A 20,333-nucleotide genomic window follows, 5' to 3' on the forward strand; every position below is an offset into this window, starting at 1 on the left:
TACTGTCCTATTTTGATTTTAATTGACTATAAAATCCCAACCGCTTGCTGACACCCGATTTGGCGTAAAACATCTGCCAATACATCCAATTTTGCCGTATCCAAACCTTCTTCGTAACGTGCTTTTTGAAAAGCACGCAAGGCTTCCGGTTCGCGAGCAGGCTCGGTAGTTTGAACCGCCGTTAAAGCCTGAACCAAAGCGAAAGAATTGAAATTGGTCGGCTGCTGCAAAATGTTTTGGCGATAATTTTCGCTAAACGGCAGCCCTGTGAGCTTGGCGATGCGCCGGTCGTTTTCCCAAGCATGTTCCGCCCAATCGGGCGACATGATTTTGTCGCGGCAAAATAAGCCTGTCGGAACAAGTTTGACATCAGCAGTTTGCGCCAATTTTGAAATGCCGTCTGAAACGGAATAACACCATCCGCAAAGCGGATCAAACAAATAAAGAATCTTTTGCGCTGCCATATTTTTTTACCCCACTAAAAGCGAAGTCATACTGAGCGAACCGGCGACAAGGTTGTCGTTGAAAAACGTAATGGCATCATCCGGCTCGCGCAATGCCATGATGCAAAGAAAAGGCAGATAATGTTCCGGCGTCGGCACGGAGAGCATCGCCTTTTCGCCCAGCCGTTCGTAATGAATCAAAGTATCGACATCCCGCTCGACAATCGCCTGATTGACCGCTTCGCGGAACGCAAACGCCCAATCATAACCCGCGCCGATTTGATTGATATGCGCCCTGCTCATCACGCTCAAATTATGGATAATATTGCCGCTGCCGATAATCAACACACCCTGTTCGCGCAAGGCAGATAATTTTTTCGCCAAATTGAAATGCCACCCCGCCGACTGCAAACGGTTAAGGCTGAGTTGTACCACAGGAATATCAGCATCAGGATACAGAAATTTCAACACTGCCCATGCACCATGATCAAAACCGCGCGTCGGGTTCAGCTCCACATTTTCCGATTGTAATAACGACCGAACTTGCTCCGCCAATTCGGGCGAACCGGGCGCCGGATACTGCACTTGGCTCAGCTCTTCAGGAAATCCGTAAAAATCGTAAATCATTTCAGGACGTTCACCCGATGTAACCTGCAAACGGCTGCTGTACCAATGCGCCGAAATCATCAAAATCGCCTTGGGTTTGTCAAACTTTTGCGTAATCAGGCTGAGATTTTGGTTAAACGGATTTTCCTTATCCAACACGTTCATCGGACTGCCATGCCCGACAAACAATACAGGCATTTTTTTCATCATTGCCTCCTTAAAATATTTGATGAGGCGGATTGTACGGATAAATAACTAAGCAATAAATCTCAATTTATGAACAACATAATTTCCAAATAGGAAATGATGGGATATTTTTTGGCTTTGCTGCAAAGTTAAAAAGAGGTCGTCTGAAAATGTATAGAGAAAAAAGTAAGGCGTGCTGGAGCACACCATTTTTAACGGTTACAGCCCCGTTTTTCACGCGGCGATACGTTTCAAATTATCCACTGTGTCGTGATTGACTTATCCACTGTATCGTGATTAACAATGGCGTCAAACGTGCCGTTTTTTTTCTCAGAAAGTGCAGTTATTTTAAATCGTAAAACTAAACTTAGTCGAAAATAAGTTTGGATTGTTAGATTTTCAATCTGTAACCAGTCTTTTCATGAACGAAATTAGTTATATTTATTAAAAAATCGCTCATTGTAAAAATAGTTATATATTGGTAAAATGTATTTTTACATTAACATCTGAAAGTTACTATATGGCTGATAACAAACTGCTTTCTCTAAATGAACTTTTTAGCGAAAAACTTTTTAGAATCCCTGACTTCCAACGCGGATATTCATGGGGAAAAAACCAGCTTGAAGATTTTTGGAATGATTTGATTAATCTCAAAGAGGGAAAAGCACACTACACAGGGTTACTTACTGTTGAACCAATAACAAAAAATAAAATTGAAAATAGCGAGTTATGGAAGAATGATTTGTGGCTTATAGAAAGTGGTTTCAAAGCATATTACCTGATTGATGGTCAGCAAAGACTAACGACATCCATTATTCTTATTAATGAAATATTAAATATCTATATAGATGAAGATATTTTATTTAAACCTAAAAGTATTTGGATAGATAAATTTTTATTTCAAAGCTATAAAAATTCATATAAATCATATATTTTTGGATATGAAAAAGATACTCCCAGCGATGAATTTTTCAAAACTAAAATTTTGAATCAAGAATCTTCTTTTTCCGATAAAGTATCCGATCAAACACTTTATACAAGCAATCTAGAATTTGCTAAGAAATTTTTCCAAGGAAAACTTTCAAAGTTAGAAGCAACACAACAAGAAAAAATATTTAAAAAGGTAATAACTTCATTTAAATTTAATTTTTATGAAATTGATGATAATTTAGATGTTTATGTTACATTTGAAACCATGAACAATAGAGGAAAACCTTTATCTAATCTTGAATTACTCAAAAATCGATTAATTTATCTGGCTACTATGCTAGATGATGAGAAACAAATTACTGGCTTACGAAAAGATATTAATGAGTCATGGAAAACTATTTATGAATATTTAGGTAAAAATAAAGAAAGCAAATTAGAAGATGATGATTTCCTCAGAGATCATTGGGTTATGTATTTCAAATACAACAGAAAAGAATCAGAATCTTATGCAAAGTATCTTCTTACCGAAAAGTTCACTACTAGAAATATTCTAGAGAATCAAATAGGTTTTGAAGACATAAGAAGATATGTCAATAGCTTACAAAAAATAGTTAAATACTGGTTTTGGATTCATAATCCGTCTTTTTCTAATTACAACGAGGAAACTAAGGAATGGTTATCAAAACTTAACCGTTTAAATATGGGGGCATTTGCGCCGTTATTAATTGCTGTAACAAGTAAATCTAATGAACAGGAGTTTTTACCACTTTTAAAATCGGCTGAAAGATTCATTTTCCTTGTTTTTCATATTTCACAGCGCAGATCAAACACAGCAAATAGTACGATTTACCGTTATGCTCATGATTATTATCTTGATAATTTATCTCTAGAAAAAATCAAGGATGAAATTGATTACCTTACTGATGGTAAATATGAAAATGATGCAGGAGAAGAGGTGCATGATGGTTGGCTATGGTTATATGATTTTACGGAGCATATAAATGAGCTTTATCGTGAAAAAGAGGGGTTTTATAGCTGGAGTGGATTGCGATATTTCTTATATGAATATGAGTTATTTTTACAAAAAGAAGCAAAAGGGGACGAAAAAGTCTCTTGGAATGATTTTAGTAAACGTAAAAAAGATGAAACTATTGAACATATTTATCCGCAAACAGCCGATAATCCTTATTGGAAAGAGTATGTAAATTCATCAACAAAATCGAAAAAAGAGAAAAATAGATTGCTACATAGCATTGGGAATTTACTACTGTTAAGCCGTTCTAAAAATTCAGAATTACAAAACAATGATTTCCCATTTAAGAAAAAACACATTAATAAACAGGGAAATAACACTGGATTCTTTAATGGCTCGTACAGTGAAATTAAAGTATCAGAGCAAGAAAATTGGACAGCTGAAGCAATTAAGGAACGTTCAGAAAAGATGCTCGCTTTTATGGATAAAAGATGGAATATTGATTTTGAAAGTTGGGTAGATTTCAATGTGGATAAAATTTTAGGATTAGATTTTGTTAATTCTTCTAAGTCAAAATAGCACTATTTAAATAAACATGGGGTCGTTTGAAAACCATTTCAGACGACCTTTTCCTATTTCTCCAATTATTACTACTCATTTGAACCAATACCCGAAAATCCGCTTGGAAATCGTGGTGGACGACCGTTGGGCGGACATTGTGAAAGAAGGATTTGATATGGGCATTCGGTTAGGTAACAAGGTAGCGAAAGAGATGATTGCGGTGCCGATTTCCGCACCGCTCAAAATGGCGTTGGTCGCCTCGCCTGATTATTTAGCGCAACACGGTTCGCCGAAAAATATTGACGATTTGCAGCAGCACCGCCTCATCGGCACGAAGCTCTCCGCCGAACACGGCGCGGAGATGCAGTGGGAATTCAAATACAAAAAAGAGCTGATTACATTCACGCCCAAATCGCAGTTTTCCATCAACAACCATCTGCGCCTGCAAGCCGTTTCAGATGACCTCGGCATCGCGTGGGTAGCACATATGAGCGTGGCGGATGCAATCCGTTCGGGGAAAGTGGTCGAGCTGTTGCCTGAATATGCGATGACTTACGATCCGCTTTACCTCTATTACCCCGGCCGCCACGGGCATTCGAATGTGTTTAAGCTGATTGTGGATGCGCTGCGGGTGGAGGTCGTCTGAAATTTGACGCCACCCTGTCCAAGTGTTATTAATAATTCCTATTCACAAACAAACAGGAACAAACATGAAAAAAGTTGGTAACAAAGTAGTCGTTGTGGGCTTGGGCGCGGTCGGTGTCAGCTACGCCTATTCCATGCTCAACCAAGCCTTGTGCGACGACATGGTTTTAATCGACATCAACCGCACGCGCGCGGAAGGCGAAGCGCGCGACTTCCGCCACGGAATGCCTTATGCCGCCTCGCCTGCGCGTATTTACGTCGGCGATTACGATGATTGTTCGGATGCGGACATCGTGTGTATTTGCGCGGGCGCGGCGCAGGCTCCCGGCGAAACACGTTTGGACTTAATCGACAAAAACCTGCGCATCTTCCGCGACATCGTTTCGAAAGTCATGGCTTCGGGCTTTGACGGCATCTTCTTGGTTGCCTCCAATCCCGTGGACGTACTGTCTTATGCCGTCCTGCGCTTTTCAGGTTTGCCCAAAGAGCGTGTTATCGGCTCGGGCACCATCCTTGACTCTGCCCGTTTTCGCGTCTGTCTGGGCAACGAATTCGATGTCGCCCCTTGGAGCGTCGATGCCATGATGATCGGCGAACACGGCGACAGCATCATTGCGCTTTGGAGCACCGCCAACATCGCGGGTATGTCGGTTCAGAAGATGTTGGAACAATCAGAAGACGGACAGGCGCGTATGGACAAAATCTATAACACCGTGCGCAATGCCGCCTACGAAGTCATCGCCGCCAAAGGTTCGACCAGCCACGGCATCGGCATGGGTTTGAGCCGTATCTCCAACGCCATCCTGCACAATCAAGGCGTCGTATTGCCTGTTTCCACCTTGCTTGAAGGCGAGTTCGGACAAAATGGCGTGTATATCGGCGTACCGACCGTCGTCAACCGCCAAGGCGCGGTCCGCATCATCGACCTGCAACTTTCAGACGACGAAGCCGAACGCTTTGCCCGCTCGGCGGAGCTGTTGAAAAGCTATCAACGCAAAGTCGATGAAATGGTCGGGTAAATAGAATAGCCTCTAAGTAAAACGTCGTCTGAAAACCGGCAATTCGGTTTTCAGACGACGTTTTTTATTCACAAACCTAAGCCCTATTTTTCTGCTTTCAACACTCTTTGCCGGCGCGTTTCGCTCAACACCATGCCCGCGCTGACGGAGACGTTCATGCTTTCGACCGTGCCGAACATGGGTATCGACACCAGCATGTCGCAATGTTCGCGCGTCAGGCGGCGCATACCTTCGCCTTCGTTGCCCATCACCCATGCCGCGCTGTCGGGCAGGTCGCAGTGATAGAGGTCGGCGTCGCCGCCCATGTCGGTGCCGATGATCCAGATGCCGTATTCTTTCAGCTCGCGCAGGGTGCGGGCGAGGTTGGTTACGGTGATGTAGGGGACGGTTTCCGCCGCGCCGCAGGCGACTTTGCTGACGGTGGCGTTCAGCCCTGCGCTTTTGTCTTTCGGCGCGATGACAGCGTGTACGCCCATTGCGTCGGCGGTACGCAGGCACGCGCCGAGGTTGTGCGGGTCGGTGATGCCGTCGAGTATCAGCAATAGCGGCGGTTCGCTCAGGTTTTCCAATACGTCTTCGAGATGGACGTGGTTTTTGGAAGCGTCGACAAACCCGACCACGCCCTGATGACGCGCGCCTTTGCTGATGGCGTTGAGGCGGTCGGCGTCGGCGAAGTGTACGCGCACATTTTCGTTTGCCGCTTTTTCCAACACGTCGCGCGTGCGGGCATCGTTTTTGCCTTCTTGGACGTAAAGTTCGGTAATCGATTTCGGGTTTTGCCACAGGCGGGCGTTGACGGCGTGGAAGCCGTAGATGAGTCTTTGGTTTGCCATGATTTTGCTTTATAAAAAATTTCAGACGACATTATAACAAGATAAGGTCGTCTGAAAGCAGGTGTAACCGGTTTCACTCAAACGCAGCCGCCTACCGCATCAAATACCCCAACAACCCCGAACTGCCCACGCCGATCAACACGGTAACCAACATGGAAAACCTGCTTGCGGCAAGCACGGTCAGCGCAATGGCAATCAACTCGTGCGGTTTGTCGGAAACGAAATAAGGCGCGATGACGGAAATCAACACGCAACCCGGCGCGGCTTCCATCACGATTTGTGCGCGGCGGCTTAAGGTACGGTTGCGCAAGGCAAAAAAACCGATAAGGCGGGTGGAATACGTTACCGCCAGCATACTGGCAAACAGCAGGAACGACTGCCAAGAGAGCAAATCCTTCATTCCTTCTCTCCCCAAAGATAGGCGGCAAGCAGGCCGGAAATCGCGCCCATCGGCACATACCAATGCCCGTCCACCGACAAATAAGTCCCGCCCGCCACAATCAGGCTGACAAACCACGGGCGTGCCGCCTTAAAGCTTTTCCACATACCGCGCAGCAGCACCAAAAACACGGCGGGAAACGCCATGCCGAAACCCCATGCCGCGACATCGCCGAACATCGGCCCGACCGCCGCGCCAAACGCCGCAAAGCCGATCCAAGTGGTATAAAGGATAAAGCACACGCCCGCGTAATAAGGCATATTGAACGCCGGCAGCCCCATCGCCTTGCGCTTTTGGATTTCCGCAAACGCCAGCGCCCAACTTTCGTCGCACATAAAAAACAGCGCGGGCATGGCTTTTTTCAGCGGCATATCGCGCATATAAGGCGCGATTGCCGCCCCCATCAGAATATGGCGCGAATTAATCATGAAGGTAACGGTAGCGATGATCAGTATCGGCAGCGGGTTGGTCCAAAGGTTGACCGCCGCAAATTCCGAGCCGCCGGCAAAGTTCATGCCCGTCATCAGCAGCATTTCCAGCCAACTCATCCCTTTCTGCCCGCCTTGTACGCCGAGTATCAGCGCCCACGGCAAAAGCCCGATAAGCATGGGCGAACATTCTTTGATGCCGCGTAAAAATTCGGATTGCGGGGAATTTGGGTGTGTCATTTTGTTGAGAAATTTAAATAGAGTGTGAAGATGAAAAATGAGGGAAGGTATTATAAGTGAAATCGTCAACAATCAGGAGGGCAAGACAAAATCGCAAACAAGGAAACGCCGTATTGATTTCAGATTCATTTACGGGAACACCCAAAATACAGCTTGAAATGAAAACAGCCGGATTCTGCAATATGACAGAATCCGGCTGATACAAATCAAATGAACAGGTTTTCAAGAATATCCGAAGTTGGTTGGGCGATTCACATTTTCAGACGACCTTCGATCATCTTTCCATTATTATGAATCCCTGCCCTGATTATAAAGCTTTCAGGCGGGCAATCCGGTTTTCCAAAGAGGGGTGGGTGCTGAGCAAAGAATCTTTGGCATCGCTGGCGATACCCATCGCATTCATTTGCTGCGGCAAATCGCTCGGGTTGCCTTTCAAGCGTTGCAGCGCGGCAATCATTTTGGGCGCGCCGACCAGTTTGGCGGCTCCCGCATCCGCACGGTATTCGCGCTGACGGCTGAACCACATCACGATGATGCTTGCCAAAAAGCCGAACACGATCTGCAATACCATGCTGACTAAAAAATATGTACCTTGCGAAGTGCTGCCGTCGTTGTTGCGTGCAATCATGCCGGAAACGATGCGGGCAAGGAAAACCACAAACGTATTGACCACGCCCTGTATCAAGGTCAGCGTAACCATGTCGCCGTTGCCGACGTGCGCCATTTCGTGCGCCAAAACGGCTTCGACTTCGTCCCGCGTCATGCGCTCGAGCAAACCCGTACTCACCGCAATCAGCGAACTGTTGCGCGTGGCACCGGTTGCAAAGGCATTGGGTTCGGGGGAATGGTAGATCGCCACTTCCGGCGTTTTCAGGCTCCACTGCCTCGCCTGTGCTTCCACAGTCGCCAACAACCACGCTTCCACTTGATTGCGCGGCTGTACGATGACTTCCGCACCGACTGAGTTTTTCGCGATAGATTTGGACATCAACAATGAAATGATCGAACCGGCAAAGCCGACGACGGCCGAGTACACCAGCAGGCTGCCGACCTGATCCGTACTGTGTATGCCAAGTACGGCCAAAACAACGCGGATGACGACCAAAACGGCAATATTGGTTGCGAGAAACAAGAAGATTCGTTTCACCGGGGAGATTCCTTTTTTGGGTATGGTGGGTTTATGTTTTTGATTGATATAAAAGAACAACAAAATTAAACAATATCGGAATATTGAAGTTTACTTTGCATGCTGCGCTTTATATCGAAACCGGTTGGAATTCAAATTATCGGTTTGCCCTAAAATTTTCGAGCGAATTCACAATCAGGCTGTAAGACTTATACCGCATTACTGCTAATGCTGCGGTATTTTCTCAAAAAGAGGCGGATTCTAAAATGCCGTACTTGGAAAAGGTATGCAAAACCAAAGTATCATTTTGACTAAACAGGAGATTTAGCGTTAACAAAATGCCATTTTCCCCTCAAAAACGTATTGATTACCCGTCCGAATATACCTAATAAAGACCGTTACTCCTCTTTTGATTGCCACCCTACCCCGAAATCTGATAAATAACGAATATAACATTTACATTAAATCCGTGCGCAAATCATGAAACGCAAAACCTCCCTCAATCTCGTTCTTGCCAGCATTGCGGTTGCCATTGCCTTGATTACGGCTGCGGCTTTTTGGTTTTATCACAGCCCTTACGGTCCGACCATCCCACTTATCCGTACCGGCTCTTCACAATCCATTACCCAACCCGACCGACCATCCCCGAAAATCGTCCAATCTGCGCGCAACCAAATCGGCAAGACCCTGCGTTATGACTCTGCCTATACCAAACTCAAATATCCGATGGGTGATGTGCCGATGAAAAAAGGCGTATGCACTGACGTCATCATCCGCGCCCTGCGCGACCAAAATATGGATTTGCAAGAACTTGTCCATCAAGACATGAGCCGAAACTTCTCCGCCTATCCCAACCGTTGGGGCTTGAAACAACCCGATGCCAACATCGACCACCGCCGGGTGCCCAACCTCATAACTTATTTCACACGCCAAGGCTGGGCGGTACAGGATACGAATTATCAGGCAGGCGATATTGTGACTTGGGAGCTTAAAGGCAACCGTCCCCACATCGGCATCGTCTCCGACCGCAAAATCGGAGACAGACCCTTGATTATCCACAATATCGGTTTGGGAACCCGTGAAGACGACATCCTCTACCGCTATACCATTACCGGACATTTCAGGCTTCCCGTTCAGTAAATTTTCCATCGTGTTACAAACAACCATCCCCAAAAGGTCGTCTGAAATTTGACAAGGCATCCTGACAAGCGTCCGGATGCCTGAATATTCTGACGTAGGCAGGAGGCGGCTGATCAATACGTTTGATAACCAAACCGATAAGACAGCCCTACCATAGCCCTTTCACAACGTTTTTACTATAATCCCCCATTTCCTCCCCTGCCCCGTGCATCATGCCCAAAGCCACTTTCTACACCCACGCCGCCGACCCCGCCGCCTTCGCCTGCCGCCTGATTGCGCGCGCCATACGCGACGGCGGGCAAATATTGGTCTGGTCGGATTCCGATGAAACCATCCGCCGCCTCGACCGCGACCTTTGGCAGCAAATTCCCGAAAGCTTCATTCCGCATGAAATTTGGCAACCCGACCAACCCATGTCGTCTGAAACACCCGTATGGCTCGCGTTCGGCGATACTTTACCCGCCGTCCCTGAAAACGCCACCGTCCTCAATCTCTCGCCCGACTTTTGGAACGAAGCCCCCGTCATCCCCGCCCGCGTGCTTGAAATTGTAGGCAGCAGCTTGGAAGAGCTCGCCGACGCCCGCGAACGCTTCAGCGCATACAGAAAAAACGGCTTTACCATCGAACACCACGATATGACGGGCAAAGCCTAAAATCGAAGGTCGTCTGAAAACGGCTTTACACGATAAGCCGAAAATTTAAACAGCCTTGATTCCTTTTGATTCAAACTGGGCTATAATCCCGACTTTCTTTTACTGACCCCTTTTAAAAGACGAAAACATCATGAACAAAACTTTCAAATTCAGCGCATTGGCAATCGCCGCCGCATTGGCACTGACCGCCTGCGACAAAAAAGACGCCAATACACCTGCTTCAGCCTCTGCGCCCGCATCGGCATCCGCAGCTTCCGGCGCATCTGCCGCAAAAGACGCATCCTCTATCGGCACACCGGTCCAACAAGCCAGCTACGCAATGGGTATGGACATCGGCAGCTCCCTGAAACAAATGAAAGATCAGGGCGCGGAAATCGACATGAAAGTCTTCATCGAAGCCTTACAAGCCTCTTATGACGGCAAAGAAAGCAAAATGACTGAAGTCCAAGCACAAGAAGTCATGATGAAATTCCTGAAAGAACAACAAGTCAAAGCGGCGGAAAAACTTCAGGCTGACGCCAAAGCCAACCTGGAAAAAGGCGAAGCGTTCCTCAAAGAAAACGCCACTAAAGAAGGCGTGAAAACCACTGCTTCCGGCCTGCAATACAAAATCACCAAAGAAGGTGACGGCAAACAGCCTAAAAAAGACGACATCGTCGTTGTCGAATACGAAGGCCGCCTGATTGACGGTACCGTCTTCGACAGCAGCAAAGCCAACGGCGGTCCTGTTACCTTCCCCGTCAGCCAAGTTATCCCCGGCTGGGCCGAAGGCATCCAACTCTTGAAAGAAGGTAGCGAAGCCACCTTCTACATCCCGTCCAAACTCGCCTACCGCGACCAAGTCATGCCAGGCGGAAAAATCGGTCCGAATTCCACTTTGGTATTCGACGTGAAGCTGGTTAAAATCGGCAAACCCGAAGATTTCCAACCCGCTCCCGGTCAAGTTGACATTCAAAAAGTCCAATAAGCCTGTGCTTTAACCCGATGCCCGAACCGAATCCGTTTCGGGCATTTCTGTTCTGTATATTCGCAAAACATGGTTTACCCCGTTTCAGACGACCTCCTATCCCATCAACCCTCCAATAAACCCGCGCCATAACATTGCGATTTTGTTTTGCTATACAATAAAACCTACCAACCTCCTACAACCGACGCTATGAAAAACATCGTTATCCTCATCTCCGGCCGCGGCAGCAATATGCAGGCCATTGTCAATGCCGCCATTCCAGACGTCTGCATCGCCGCCGTCCTCAGCAACAGCGCAACCGCCGCCGGACTGGCTTGGGCAGCCGATCGCGGCATCGCCACCGACAGCCTCAACCACAAAGACTTCCCCAGCCGCCTTGCTTTCGACCAAGCCATGATGGAGAAAATCGATGCCTATCAACCTGATTTGGTCGTCCTCGCAGGCTTTATGCGCATCCTCACGCCCGAATTCTGCGCCCATTACTCAAACCGCCTGATCAACATCCACCCGTCCATCCTCCCCGCCTTCACCGGTCTGCACACCCACGAACGCGCCCTTGAAGCCGGCTGCCGCGTCGCAGGCTGCACCATCCATTTTGTAACCCCCGAGCTGGACTGCGGTCCGATTATCTCGCAAGGCATCGTCCCGATCCTCGACGGCGATACACCCGACGACGTTGCCGCACGCGTCCTGACCGTCGAACACCGCCTTTTCCCGCAAGCCGTTGCCGATTTCGTTGCAGGTCGTCTGAAAATCGAAGGCAACCGCGTATTCAATTCAGAGCGCAACGCCGAAGGACAAACCTTACTCGCGTAATCCTGCCCAATGTGCAGCACCCTACAAGGAAACACCATGAGCCAAAACCGGTTGACCCTTTCGGATATCATTTCCGAATCCGACTACCGTAAACGCCAAAGCAAAGCCATCGATTTATTCAACCAAAGCCTCAAAAACAACCTCGAAATAACGCGAGCGGTATGCGATTTTGTTGTCGGAGACCCGCTCAATAACCGCTCTTTTTCTCCCGGTTTCAAGCTGCACTGCCTAAACTGGCTGATCGACCATCACTTGGACCGCTGTAACGAAAGCTACGAGCAGCATCCTGAAGACGACGGCTTTCCCGAAGGCTTCGACGATTTAATCGATTGCCAGTGGAAATTCAAATGGATCATTCCCATGCTTGCCCGCGACCTCTTTCTCGACAAAAAGGAAATCGAGGAAGCGAACGAAACAATGCGTTACCACTATGAAAACATGCGGTTCAGTCTTTCATCATTTTATAAAACCCTGATGCTGCAAAACATCCTGACCGGAGACCACGCCGCCGCCCAAGAAAATTTCCAAAAATGGCAGCAAACCGCCGCAGATGAATTTTCCGACTGTCCCGCGTGCGAACAGTCCGAGCAGGTCAATTTCTACCATTTTATCGGGCAGTACCAAAAAGCCATCGATACCGCCCAGCCCATCTTAACGGGCGAAATGACCTGCGCCGAAGTGCCGCACCTTACCTACTACCCCGTCATCGACAGCATGATAAGGCTGGGCAAATACGAGGAGGCGGAACGCCTTTTGGACGAAGCCATAGACAAAATCAACGTCGAAGAAGACGAAGAGTTCGTCCGCCTGATCCCCCTCTTTTCCCAACTGGCGTACAAACTCGGACAGTCGCAACGTGCCCTCGATTTGATGAACCGGCACGGCGACACCATCATTCGACATGCCCCAAACGACAATATGCTCTATTTGGACTACCTCATCGCGCTTTCTCCTTTTGACGAAAAAGCGGCGCAACATGCCCGCGAGTTTGCCGCAGACTTCGACAAACGCAACGGCAACAGCTATTACCAAAGCCAGATAGAATTTATGTTCGGTTCGGGCAATCTCCAATAACCCAAGCTCGTCTGAAATTCTTTCAGACGACCCAAAACAGGAGGAATGACACCATGAAAACACCCACCCTGCTAATCGCCGCCGCCCTCTCCCTAAGCGTCGCAAACGCCTATGCCGCAGGACTGCCCCAATCAGCCACCCTGAAATACTCCGGCAGCTACGGCATACCCGCCACCATGACCTTCACACGCAGCGGCAACCAATACACCATCGTGTCCAGAATCAAAGTCCCGATGTACAGCATCCGCTTCGAATCCGGCGGCACCATCAGCGGCAACACCCTCCGTCCCAAATACTATAAAGACGTCCGCGGCGGCAAACTCTATGCCGAAGCCAAATTCAGCGGCAACAGCATCACTTACGGCAAAGTCGGCTCCAGCGAAACCGCCAAAACCGGCGGCACGACACTCGACCTCTTTACGCTGGCTTGGCAGCTTGCCGCCAACGATGCCCGCCTGCCGTCCGGCCTGAACATCACCAACGGCAAAAAACTCTACCCCGTCAGCGGCATGACCAAAGTCGGCAGCGAAAACTACAAAATCGGCGGCGGTACCACCACAGTCAACAAATACCGCGTCAAACGCGGCGACGACACCGTAACCTATTCGTTCGCCCCCGCCTTCAACAACATCCCCGCCGAAATCAATTACACCGACGACGGCAAAACTTACGACCTCAAACTCACATCCGTCACCATCAACGGAAAAGCCGTCAAACCATAACGGCGCCAAACCCTTCCCGACAAACGGCCGTTTCCCAAAGGTCGTCTGAAACCGAACTGCACCCCAAAAGTTGGACATCCCCTCCAACCTATTAAGGTGCAGTTTTTTATCGCCAAACCATACCGATGCGCCTATGGCGTATTTCCATCTCAAAAGCGTCCGCCGTTTTTTTTCAGACGACCTCGGTTTTTCAGTTGAACCGTATGCGTTTACAGGTTGGCAACCTTAATCCACTATATTTTTCAGATTGTAAACAATATGTTTAGCCTGATTTGGCACACGCTTGAGGCATAGCGGCGAAAATCTTTTAAAAAAGAAAGATATTGTGTTCTTGAATATTCTGTGCTGAAATTACATGACACTACAAAAATAGTGGTGCGTAAAAAATATAAAACAGACAAAGGAGAAACTCATGCAATGGTTTTTAGACAACCTCAAAGCCTTTTTTGAAACCATCAGCGGCTGGGTCTGGGGGCCTGTCATGCTGGTGCTGCTGGTCGGCACGGGCATTTTGCTGACCGTCATGCTGAAAGGCTTGCAATTCACCATGTTGGGCTATGCGCTGAAGCAGGCTTTCGTGCCGTCAAAGAAGCATGAAGACGGCGAAGACCACGAAGGCGATATTTCCCATTTCGCCGCTTTGATGACTGCCCTGTCCGCCACCATCGGCACGGGCAATATCGCCGGCGTGGCGACTGCCGTAGTGACCGGCGGCCCGGGCGCGGTATTTTGGATGTGGATGACCGCCGTTTTCGGCATGGCAACCAAATACGGCGAAGGCGTGTTGGCGGTGAAATACCGCGTGACCAACTCCAAAGGCGAAATGTCCGGCGGCCCTATGTATTACATCGAAAACGGTTTGGGTAAAAACTGGAAATGGATGGCATTGGCGTTCGCTTTATTCGGCACATTCGCTTCGTTCGGCATCGGCAGCTCCGTACAGTCCAACTCGGTCGCTCAAGCGGTTCAGACGAGCTTCGGCGTCGAACCTGTCTATACCGGCATTACGTTGACGGTTCTGACTGCCATCGTTGTTTTGGGCGGTATTAAAGGCATCGCCAAAGCCGCTTCTTTCATCGTACCCGCTATGGCGGTGTTTTATGTGGTGGGCGGTATTTCCATTATCGTCATCAATTCCGATGCGCTGGTGCCTGCCGTCAAGCTGATTTTCTCCGATGCGTTCAGCGCGCAGGCAGTGGCGGGCGGCGCTATCGGCACGGTAATCCGCTACGGCGTGGCGCGCGGTGTGTTCTCCAACGAAGCGGGCATGGGTTCTGCACCGATTGCCGCCGCTGCCGCGAAAACCGACCATCCCGTCCGTCAGGCATTGGTTTCCATGACCGGTACGTTTTTGGACACCATCGTCGTTTGTTCGATTACCGGCATCATTTTGGTGATGGGCCTGCTCGGCGCGGGCGGCGAGTTTGTCAAACCTGAATTGAGCGGCGCGGCACTGACGACCGTCACGTTCCAAAAAATGCTGCCCGGCATCGGCGGCTGGATTGTCACCATCGGTCTGATTTTCTTCGCCTACTCAACCATTTTGGGCTGGTGCTATTACGGCGAGAAATGCGCGGTTTATGTATTCGGCGAGAAGTTTGCCGGTTTGTACCGCGTCGGTTATGTCTCTTCCGTCATGCTGGGTACAGTCTTGAGCCTTGATTTGGTATGGCTGGCTTCGGATACGTTCAACGGCCTGATGGCGTTGCCCAACCTGATCGCACTCCTTTTGATGATTAAAGTCATCGTCAATGAAACGCGCGACTTCAAACAAAAAGTCAAAGACGGAGCGTTGCCGCATTGATGCCTGAGGTCGTCTGAAAGGTGTTTCAGACGACCCGATATCTGTATTTATAGTGGATTAACTTTAAACCAGTACGGCGTTACCTCTCCTTAGCTCAAAGAGAACGATTCTCTAAGGTGCTGAAGCACCAAGTGAATCGGTTCCGTACTATCTGTACTGTCTACGGTTTCGTCGCCTTGTCCTGATTTAAAGTTAATCCCACTATAACAAACCAGTCGGCGGAGGAACAAAATGAAAGTGCTTGTTTTAGGTGCCGGAGTTGCCGGCGTATCTTGCGCGTGGTATCTGGCGGAAGCCGGACATGAGGTAACGGTAATCGACCGCGCCGAAGGCGTGGCAATGGAAACCAGTTTCGCCAATGCGGGTCAGCTCTCTTACGGCTACACCACGCCTTGGGCGGCACCCGGCATTCCGACCAAAGCACTGAAATGGCTGTTTAAAAGCCATCCTCCCCTGCTGTTCCGCCCCGACGGCAGTCTGTATCAAGTCGAATGGCTGTGGCAAATGCTGCAAAACTGCACGGCATCCCGCTATCAAATCAACAAAGAGCGCATGGTCAGAATTTCAGAATACAGCCGTGAAATGTTCCGCCGTTTTGAAGCGCAAACCGGCATGAATTTTGAAGGACGCAAAAAAGGAACTTTGCAGATTTTCCGCCAAGCCAAAGAAGTCGAAGCGGCAGAACAAGACATTACCGTTTTGGAACGGTACGGCGTGCCCTACCGTCGTCTGAAACCCGAAGAATGCGCAGAATTCGAGCCTGCACTTGCGCGCGTTACCGCCAAAATTGCCGGCGGCCTGCACCTGCCTGCGGATGCGACCGGCGACTGCCACCTCTTCACCCAAAACCTGTACAAACTGTGTCTGGAAAAAGGCGTACAGTTCCATTTCAACCGAACCATCCGCCGCATCGAACACAACGGCCAGCGCATCAGCGCAATCGAAACCGAAACAGAACGCTTTGAAGCAGATGCCTTCGTCTGCGCGCTCGGCTGCTTCAGCAGAACGGTTTTGGCGCAGTTGGATCTGAATCTGCCCATTTACCCCGTCAAAGGCTATTCCTTGACCCTGCCCGTCACAAACTCAGACAGCGCGCCGGTTTCCACCGTTTTGGACGAAAGCTACAAAGTCGCCATCACACGATTCGACAACAGAATCCGCGTCGGCGGCATGGCGGAATTGTCCGGCTACGAAATCAAACTGTCCGAAAAACGCCGCGAAACGCTGGCTTTGGTTGTCAACGATTTGTTCCCCGAAGGCGGCGACTTGAATCAGGCATTGTTCTGGAGCGGCCTCAGACCGATGACGCCCGACAGCACGCCGCTAATCGGCCGCACCCGCTTTGACAATCTGTTCCTGAACACAGGTCACGGCACTTTGGGCTGGACCATGTCGCTAGGCTCGGCAAAATTAACTGCCGATATCGTGTGCGGCAAAGACACCGAAATCCGCAGCGACGACTTGAGCCTGTCGCGCTATCAGTCTTGAGCTTTAAACCGACAAGGTTTGAGCGGCACTACAAACTCAAAGGTCGTCTGAAAACGCAATATGGTTTTTCAGACGACCTTTCTCACATTCCTGCGAAACCCGACATCCCCAAAAGCAAACCTGACGGCTGCCTTTGAAAACATTTAAGGCTTCGCAAGAAATCTATCCGCGCTTAAAACTTAAAGTTCACGCCGCCGGTGAAGCTGCGTCCCATTTGCGGGGTGTCGGACAGGAAGCGGCTGTGGGCGTAAACGGATTGGTTGAACAAGTTGTCTGCTTTGACATACCAATTCCACTCGCCGTAACCGGTACGGCGGCGGTAGTTTGCGCCGAGGTTGAGCATATGGTGTCCGGGCGTGCGCGTTTCGTAGCGGGCGAGTTTGTTTTGGGCAAACACGCGGTAGTAGTCGAGATGGGCATCGATGCGGTCGGTCAGCGCGGCATTCAGGTGGAAGCCGAGCCGTGCGGCGGGAACGCGCGGGGCGTTTTGGTCAGCTTGGGCAATGAGTGGGCGGTTGCCGTAGGCGTCTTCCCTACCGGGCAGCGACGGAAGGTTTTTCAGACGACCTCTGACGTAGTCGCCGGAAAGTCCGATGCGGTAACGCGGCGTGGGTTTGAAGAAGATTTCGCCTTCCGCGCCGTAGAAGTCTGCGCCGGATTGGTTGTAGCGCACGAGCTTCATTTCGCTGTCGTCTTCGATGGATTTGGGGCCGCGTCCGTCGTTTAAGGTTTGGGCGTAGATGTAGTTGCCGAAGCGGTTGCGGTAGAGTGCCAGATTGTATTGCCAGCGGTCGCCTTCATAGCCCAGCGCGAGTTCGATGTTGTTGGAACGCTCTTTGTTGAGGTGTTTGTTGCCGACTTCAAAGGTGTTGGTGGCGACGTGTTTGCCGTGTGCGTACAGCTCTTGCGTTGACGGTAGGCGTTCCTGATGGGAGGCGGTCAGGCTGAGTTTGTGTTGGGGCGAGAAATACCAGTTGCCGGAAAGCGCGAACGAGCGGGCGGTTTGGCGGTGCGCACCGAGGTCGGGCAGGGGTTGGTTGTAGTAGTTTTCCCGATCAATCAGGGCTTTGTCGTACTGGATGGCGGCTTTTTGTTTTTCCACGCGCACGCCGCCTTCAAGCGAGAAGTTGTCCCAATTTGCCTGTTCTACGCCGAAAAAGCTGTAATGATGCACATCGTTGTCAATCAGCATCGGCTGTTGGACGGTTTCGGGAATGGCGGAAAGCGCGCTGGATTTTTGGGTCAGGTATTGCACGCCCCAACTGCCTTTCAGACGACCTATGGGCAGGTGGCGCAATTCGATGCGGGCATTTTGTGTTTTGTTTTTGAAGAAGTTTTCCACCGCGTCGCCCGCTTTTTCGTCGTGGCGGTAGTCATTGCGGTTCAAATGCACGCGCAGGGCTTCGAAACCTGGGAGCGGCTGCTTCCATTCGGCGCGGATTTCGTAGCGTTTGTTGCGCAGGTCTATCCACGGTCTGCCGCTGTGGGTATGCGCATGTGCATTATCGTCGTCGTGGAAGCCGCAGCTCAAGCCCGGATTGTCGTAATCGACGTCTTCTTCGGTCAACAGGTGCGGATAAAGCTGCAAATAGCGTTTGTTAATCAGGCTCTTCTGCCAGATGATGTCGGCGTGGCAGTCGTCGTAGAGATGGCTGTGGGCAGGCAGACCGTAGCGGTCGCGACGGTCGCTGTACGCCGCGCCGATAAAGCCTTTCTCGCCAACCCAAGACAGCCCGATGCTGCCCGTTTGCGAATCGGCATGGCTGTCAGGCAGCCGTTTCAGACGATCTTCTTCCTTGCGGTAACGCGGTACGGCGTAGTCGCCCGATTTTCGGTACAGCCCTTCGGTATGCAACACGAAGTTTTTGCCCAGTCCGACATTGATGCCGCCGGACGTGAGTTTTTCCAGATTGCCGCTGCTCAAACGCAGCCCCAGTTCGCCCGATACGCCGTTTTCAGGCATCTTTTCGGGGATTTTCCCGTCGGCAACATCTACCAAACCCGCCACATTGCCCGAGCTGTACAACAACGTTACCGGCCCGCGCAGGATTTCGACCTGTTGCGACAAGGCAGTGTCCACCATCAGGGCATGGTCGGGCGAGAAATCCGCCATGTCGCCGGTTTCGCCGTGATGGTTCAACACTTTAATCCGTCTGCCCGTCTGCCCGCGAATTACAGGCGCGGACGCGCCGCCGCCGTATTGCGAAGCATGGACGCCCGGCACACCGTTGAGCGCGTCGCCGAGATTGACGGCTTTTTGCCGCAACGTATCGCCGCTGATGATTTTGTCGGAGGCGGTCGAAGTGTGCAGCAGCCCCGAAGTAGCGCGCGGATGGCTTTTACCGACGACGTTAACCGTTTCCAAGTCCACCGTCTGCTCGGTTTCATGCGCTTGGGCGAGAATGGGGGAACTGATTAAAAGAATAGATAAAACAATAGGTTTAAGCGTGGCTTGTGTCATTTTAGGTTTCCCGTCATATTTCAAATAGATTGTTATTATATAACATCACATCATTAATATGACAAGAATTCAAGAAGCGAATCGCATTTGGTGCGGCAAAACAGCCAAACCCAAGCCCATGCAAACAGCGAAAACCAAAGGTCGTCTGAAACACAATATCTTGAAAATGATGAAAAAGACGGAAACAGCGGCAACGCGCCATCCCCTCGTTTGCTTGGAACGAATCATGTTGCCTAAACAACAAAAAAGGTCGTCTGAAAACGCAATATGGTTTTCAGACGACCTTGTCGGTTTGATGACTGCTATTTGGTAGCTTGGGCGGCGGCGGTCTCGGCAATCAGGTCAAGGAAGACCAGCGGCTCTTTGCCGGTGTTCTTCAACGCATGGGACTGACCGGGGCGGGCGATGGTGATGTCGCCGGCGCCGACTTGGGTCTGTTTGCCCGTGCTGTCGGTAAACACGCCTTTGCCCGATACGATGATGTAAACGTCTTCGTTGTCGGTGTGTTTGTGTTCGCCGATGGATGCGCCCGGCGGCAGGGTCAGCCAGCCGATTTCCCTAAACGCGTCTTGTTCGGCGGTCTGGTGGCGGTTGAAGGCGAAGCGGCCGAGCAGCGGGCCTTTGCCTCCGGCTGCGTTTTCGCGGTTCCACTCCGCCAAATCGGCTTTTTTGTACACTTGGACGCTGCGGTCAGTCGGTTTGGCCTGTTCCGCGGCGTGGACGCTGACGCCAGTGCCGAGCAGAAAGGCGACGGACAATGCGGCAAATAGCGGTTTCAT

21 protein-coding genes are annotated in these 20,333 nt (G+C 50.0%); 13 read left to right on the forward strand and 8 right to left on the reverse strand.

The window, feature by feature from the left end; genetic code table 11:
• Window positions 1-26: 26 nt before the first annotated feature.
• Entirely contained in the window at window positions 27-464 is a 438-nt protein-coding gene (locus HMPREF3277_RS15655) for a hypothetical protein (protein ID WP_070871076.1), read from the reverse strand.
• 6 nt (window positions 465-470) lie between these two features.
• The gene (gene ygiD, locus HMPREF3277_RS10490) at window positions 471-1,256 is read right to left on the reverse strand and encodes a 4,5-DOPA-extradiol-dioxygenase (protein ID WP_070871077.1); all 786 of its coding nucleotides are present in this window, start codon (window positions 1,254-1,256) and stop codon (window positions 471-473) included.
• A gap of 499 nt (window positions 1,257-1,755) precedes the next feature.
• On the opposite strand from ygiD, the gene HMPREF3277_RS10495 reads away from it, so the two are divergent.
• The 3 genes from HMPREF3277_RS10495 (at window position 1,756) to HMPREF3277_RS10505 (ending at window position 5,363) form a co-directional block, all read left to right on the forward strand.
• On the forward strand, window positions 1,756-3,717 hold the full coding sequence (locus tag HMPREF3277_RS10495; RefSeq protein WP_070871078.1) for a DUF262 domain-containing protein: 1,962 nt from the start codon (window positions 1,756-1,758) through the stop codon (window positions 3,715-3,717).
• 16 nt (window positions 3,718-3,733) lie between these two features.
• Window positions 3,734-4,345 carry a LysR substrate-binding domain-containing protein gene (locus tag HMPREF3277_RS10500; protein ID WP_246830802.1) on the forward strand — a complete coding sequence of 204 codons (612 nt, stop codon included), beginning with the start codon at window positions 3,734-3,736 and terminating at the stop codon, window positions 4,343-4,345.
• 64 nt (window positions 4,346-4,409) lie between these two features.
• Window positions 4,410-5,363 carry an L-lactate dehydrogenase gene (locus tag HMPREF3277_RS10505; protein WP_070871079.1) on the forward strand — a complete coding sequence of 318 codons (954 nt, stop codon included), beginning with the start codon at window positions 4,410-4,412 and terminating at the stop codon, window positions 5,361-5,363.
• A gap of 83 nt (window positions 5,364-5,446) precedes the next feature.
• Here the strand turns inward: HMPREF3277_RS10505 and rlmB are convergent, their stop codons facing one another.
• The 4 genes from rlmB to htpX all read right to left on the reverse strand — a co-directional run bounded on the left by rlmB (window position 5,447) and on the right by htpX (window position 8,450).
• The gene (rlmB, locus tag HMPREF3277_RS10510; RefSeq protein ID WP_070871080.1) at window positions 5,447-6,196 is read right to left on the reverse strand and encodes a 23S rRNA (guanosine(2251)-2'-O)-methyltransferase RlmB; all 750 of its coding nucleotides are present in this window, start codon (window positions 6,194-6,196) and stop codon (window positions 5,447-5,449) included.
• Between the two features lie 91 nt (window positions 6,197-6,287).
• Window positions 6,288-6,596: an AzlD family protein gene (locus HMPREF3277_RS10515; protein ID WP_003740656.1), complete on the reverse strand. Its 309-nt coding sequence runs from the start codon at window positions 6,594-6,596 to the stop codon at window positions 6,288-6,290.
• The gene (locus HMPREF3277_RS10520; protein WP_003768145.1) at window positions 6,593-7,303 is read right to left on the reverse strand and encodes an AzlC family ABC transporter permease; all 711 of its coding nucleotides are present in this window, start codon (window positions 7,301-7,303) and stop codon (window positions 6,593-6,595) included. Before HMPREF3277_RS10520 ends, HMPREF3277_RS10515 begins: the two co-directional genes overlap by 4 nt.
• A 307-nt stretch (window positions 7,304-7,610) precedes the next feature.
• Window positions 7,611-8,450 carry a protease HtpX gene (gene htpX / locus HMPREF3277_RS10525; protein ID WP_003768141.1) on the reverse strand — a complete coding sequence of 280 codons (840 nt, stop codon included), beginning with the start codon at window positions 8,448-8,450 and terminating at the stop codon, window positions 7,611-7,613.
• Between the two features lie 459 nt (window positions 8,451-8,909).
• Between htpX and HMPREF3277_RS10530 the strand changes: the two genes are divergently transcribed.
• From HMPREF3277_RS10530 to HMPREF3277_RS14960, 9 genes are all read left to right on the forward strand, one after another.
• Window positions 8,910-9,569 carry a DUF1287 domain-containing protein gene (locus HMPREF3277_RS10530; protein WP_070871081.1) on the forward strand — a complete coding sequence of 220 codons (660 nt, stop codon included), beginning with the start codon at window positions 8,910-8,912 and terminating at the stop codon, window positions 9,567-9,569.
• Window positions 9,570-9,781: 212 nt separating this feature from the next.
• The gene (locus tag HMPREF3277_RS10535) at window positions 9,782-10,222 is read left to right on the forward strand and encodes a DNA polymerase III subunit chi (protein WP_070871082.1); all 441 of its coding nucleotides are present in this window, start codon (window positions 9,782-9,784) and stop codon (window positions 10,220-10,222) included.
• 130 nt (window positions 10,223-10,352) lie between these two features.
• The gene (locus tag HMPREF3277_RS10540) at window positions 10,353-11,189 is read left to right on the forward strand and encodes an FKBP-type peptidyl-prolyl cis-trans isomerase (protein ID WP_003779084.1); all 837 of its coding nucleotides are present in this window, start codon (window positions 10,353-10,355) and stop codon (window positions 11,187-11,189) included.
• 189 nt (window positions 11,190-11,378) lie between these two features.
• Window positions 11,379-12,005, forward strand: a complete 627-nt coding sequence (gene purN / locus HMPREF3277_RS10545; RefSeq protein ID WP_070871083.1) for a phosphoribosylglycinamide formyltransferase — start codon at window positions 11,379-11,381, stop codon at window positions 12,003-12,005.
• A gap of 36 nt (window positions 12,006-12,041) precedes the next feature.
• Complete coding sequence (locus HMPREF3277_RS10550) at window positions 12,042-13,079, forward strand: tetratricopeptide repeat protein (RefSeq protein WP_070871084.1); 1,038 nt, start codon at window positions 12,042-12,044, stop codon at window positions 13,077-13,079.
• A gap of 53 nt (window positions 13,080-13,132) precedes the next feature.
• Window positions 13,133-13,801: a DUF3108 domain-containing protein gene (locus tag HMPREF3277_RS10555; RefSeq protein ID WP_070871085.1), complete on the forward strand. Its 669-nt coding sequence runs from the start codon at window positions 13,133-13,135 to the stop codon at window positions 13,799-13,801.
• A gap of 412 nt (window positions 13,802-14,213) precedes the next feature.
• On the forward strand, window positions 14,214-15,605 hold the full coding sequence (locus HMPREF3277_RS10560; RefSeq protein WP_003779074.1) for an alanine/glycine:cation symporter family protein: 1,392 nt from the start codon (window positions 14,214-14,216) through the stop codon (window positions 15,603-15,605).
• Between the two features lie 231 nt (window positions 15,606-15,836).
• The gene (locus tag HMPREF3277_RS10565; protein ID WP_070871086.1) at window positions 15,837-17,093 is read left to right on the forward strand and encodes a D-amino acid dehydrogenase; all 1,257 of its coding nucleotides are present in this window, start codon (window positions 15,837-15,839) and stop codon (window positions 17,091-17,093) included.
• Window positions 17,090-17,230: a hypothetical protein gene (locus HMPREF3277_RS14960; RefSeq protein ID WP_168161790.1), complete on the forward strand. Its 141-nt coding sequence runs from the start codon at window positions 17,090-17,092 to the stop codon at window positions 17,228-17,230. Before HMPREF3277_RS10565 ends, HMPREF3277_RS14960 begins: the two co-directional genes overlap by 4 nt.
• 35 nt (window positions 17,231-17,265) lie before the next feature.
• Here HMPREF3277_RS14960 and znuD read toward each other — a convergent pair whose 3' ends face one another.
• Window positions 17,266-19,554, reverse strand: a complete 2,289-nt coding sequence (znuD, locus tag HMPREF3277_RS10570; protein ID WP_070871087.1) for a TonB-dependent zinc receptor ZnuD — start codon at window positions 19,552-19,554, stop codon at window positions 17,266-17,268.
• Window positions 19,555-19,672: 118 nt separating this feature from the next.
• On the opposite strand from znuD, the gene HMPREF3277_RS14965 reads away from it, so the two are divergent.
• Entirely contained in the window at window positions 19,673-19,867 is a 195-nt protein-coding gene (locus HMPREF3277_RS14965) for a hypothetical protein (RefSeq protein WP_168168259.1), read from the forward strand.
• Here HMPREF3277_RS14965 and HMPREF3277_RS10580 read toward each other — a convergent pair.
• Window positions 19,857-20,333 carry a cupin domain-containing protein gene (locus HMPREF3277_RS10580; RefSeq protein ID WP_070871089.1) on the reverse strand — a complete coding sequence of 159 codons (477 nt, stop codon included), beginning with the start codon at window positions 20,331-20,333 and terminating at the stop codon, window positions 19,857-19,859. The genes HMPREF3277_RS14965 and HMPREF3277_RS10580 overlap by 11 nt on opposite strands.

The organism is Neisseria sp. HMSC70E02 (assembly GCF_001838645.1).
Lineage (GTDB): Bacteria > Pseudomonadota > Gammaproteobacteria > Burkholderiales > Neisseriaceae > Neisseria > Neisseria macacae.

What these genes read in the sequence shown, in the direction of transcription:
- HMPREF3277_RS15655 (WP_070871076.1), bottom strand. Translation starts at nt 464, where the DNA reads ATGGCAGCGCAAAAGATTCTTTATTTGTTTGATCCGCTTTGCGGATGG.
- ygiD (WP_070871077.1), bottom strand. Translation starts at nt 1,256, where the DNA reads ATGAAAAAAATGCCTGTATTGTTTGTCGGGCATGGCAGTCCGATGAAC.
- HMPREF3277_RS10495 (WP_070871078.1), top strand. Translation starts at nt 1,756, where the DNA reads ATGGCTGATAACAAACTGCTTTCTCTAAATGAACTTTTTAGCGAAAAA.
- HMPREF3277_RS10500 (WP_246830802.1), top strand. Translation starts at nt 3,734, where the DNA reads ATGGGGTCGTTTGAAAACCATTTCAGACGACCTTTTCCTATTTCTCCA.
- HMPREF3277_RS10505 (WP_070871079.1), top strand. Translation starts at nt 4,410, where the DNA reads ATGAAAAAAGTTGGTAACAAAGTAGTCGTTGTGGGCTTGGGCGCGGTC.
- rlmB (WP_070871080.1), bottom strand. Translation starts at nt 6,196, where the DNA reads ATGGCAAACCAAAGACTCATCTACGGCTTCCACGCCGTCAACGCCCGC.
- HMPREF3277_RS10515 (WP_003740656.1), bottom strand. Translation starts at nt 6,596, where the DNA reads ATGAAGGATTTGCTCTCTTGGCAGTCGTTCCTGCTGTTTGCCAGTATG.
- HMPREF3277_RS10520 (WP_003768145.1), bottom strand. Translation starts at nt 7,303, where the DNA reads ATGACACACCCAAATTCCCCGCAATCCGAATTTTTACGCGGCATCAAA.
- HMPREF3277_RS10530 (WP_070871081.1), top strand. Translation starts at nt 8,910, where the DNA reads ATGAAACGCAAAACCTCCCTCAATCTCGTTCTTGCCAGCATTGCGGTT.
- HMPREF3277_RS10535 (WP_070871082.1), top strand. Translation starts at nt 9,782, where the DNA reads ATGCCCAAAGCCACTTTCTACACCCACGCCGCCGACCCCGCCGCCTTC.
- HMPREF3277_RS10540 (WP_003779084.1), top strand. Translation starts at nt 10,353, where the DNA reads ATGAACAAAACTTTCAAATTCAGCGCATTGGCAATCGCCGCCGCATTG.
- purN (WP_070871083.1), top strand. Translation starts at nt 11,379, where the DNA reads ATGAAAAACATCGTTATCCTCATCTCCGGCCGCGGCAGCAATATGCAG.
- HMPREF3277_RS10550 (WP_070871084.1), top strand. Translation starts at nt 12,042, where the DNA reads ATGAGCCAAAACCGGTTGACCCTTTCGGATATCATTTCCGAATCCGAC.
- HMPREF3277_RS10555 (WP_070871085.1), top strand. Translation starts at nt 13,133, where the DNA reads ATGAAAACACCCACCCTGCTAATCGCCGCCGCCCTCTCCCTAAGCGTC.
- HMPREF3277_RS10560 (WP_003779074.1), top strand. Translation starts at nt 14,214, where the DNA reads ATGCAATGGTTTTTAGACAACCTCAAAGCCTTTTTTGAAACCATCAGC.
- HMPREF3277_RS10565 (WP_070871086.1), top strand. Translation starts at nt 15,837, where the DNA reads ATGAAAGTGCTTGTTTTAGGTGCCGGAGTTGCCGGCGTATCTTGCGCG.
- znuD (WP_070871087.1), bottom strand. Translation starts at nt 19,554, where the DNA reads ATGACACAAGCCACGCTTAAACCTATTGTTTTATCTATTCTTTTAATC.
- HMPREF3277_RS14965 (WP_168168259.1), top strand. Translation starts at nt 19,673, where the DNA reads ATGCAAACAGCGAAAACCAAAGGTCGTCTGAAACACAATATCTTGAAA.
- HMPREF3277_RS10580 (WP_070871089.1), bottom strand. Translation starts at nt 20,333, where the DNA reads ATGAAACCGCTATTTGCCGCATTGTCCGTCGCCTTTCTGCTCGGCACT.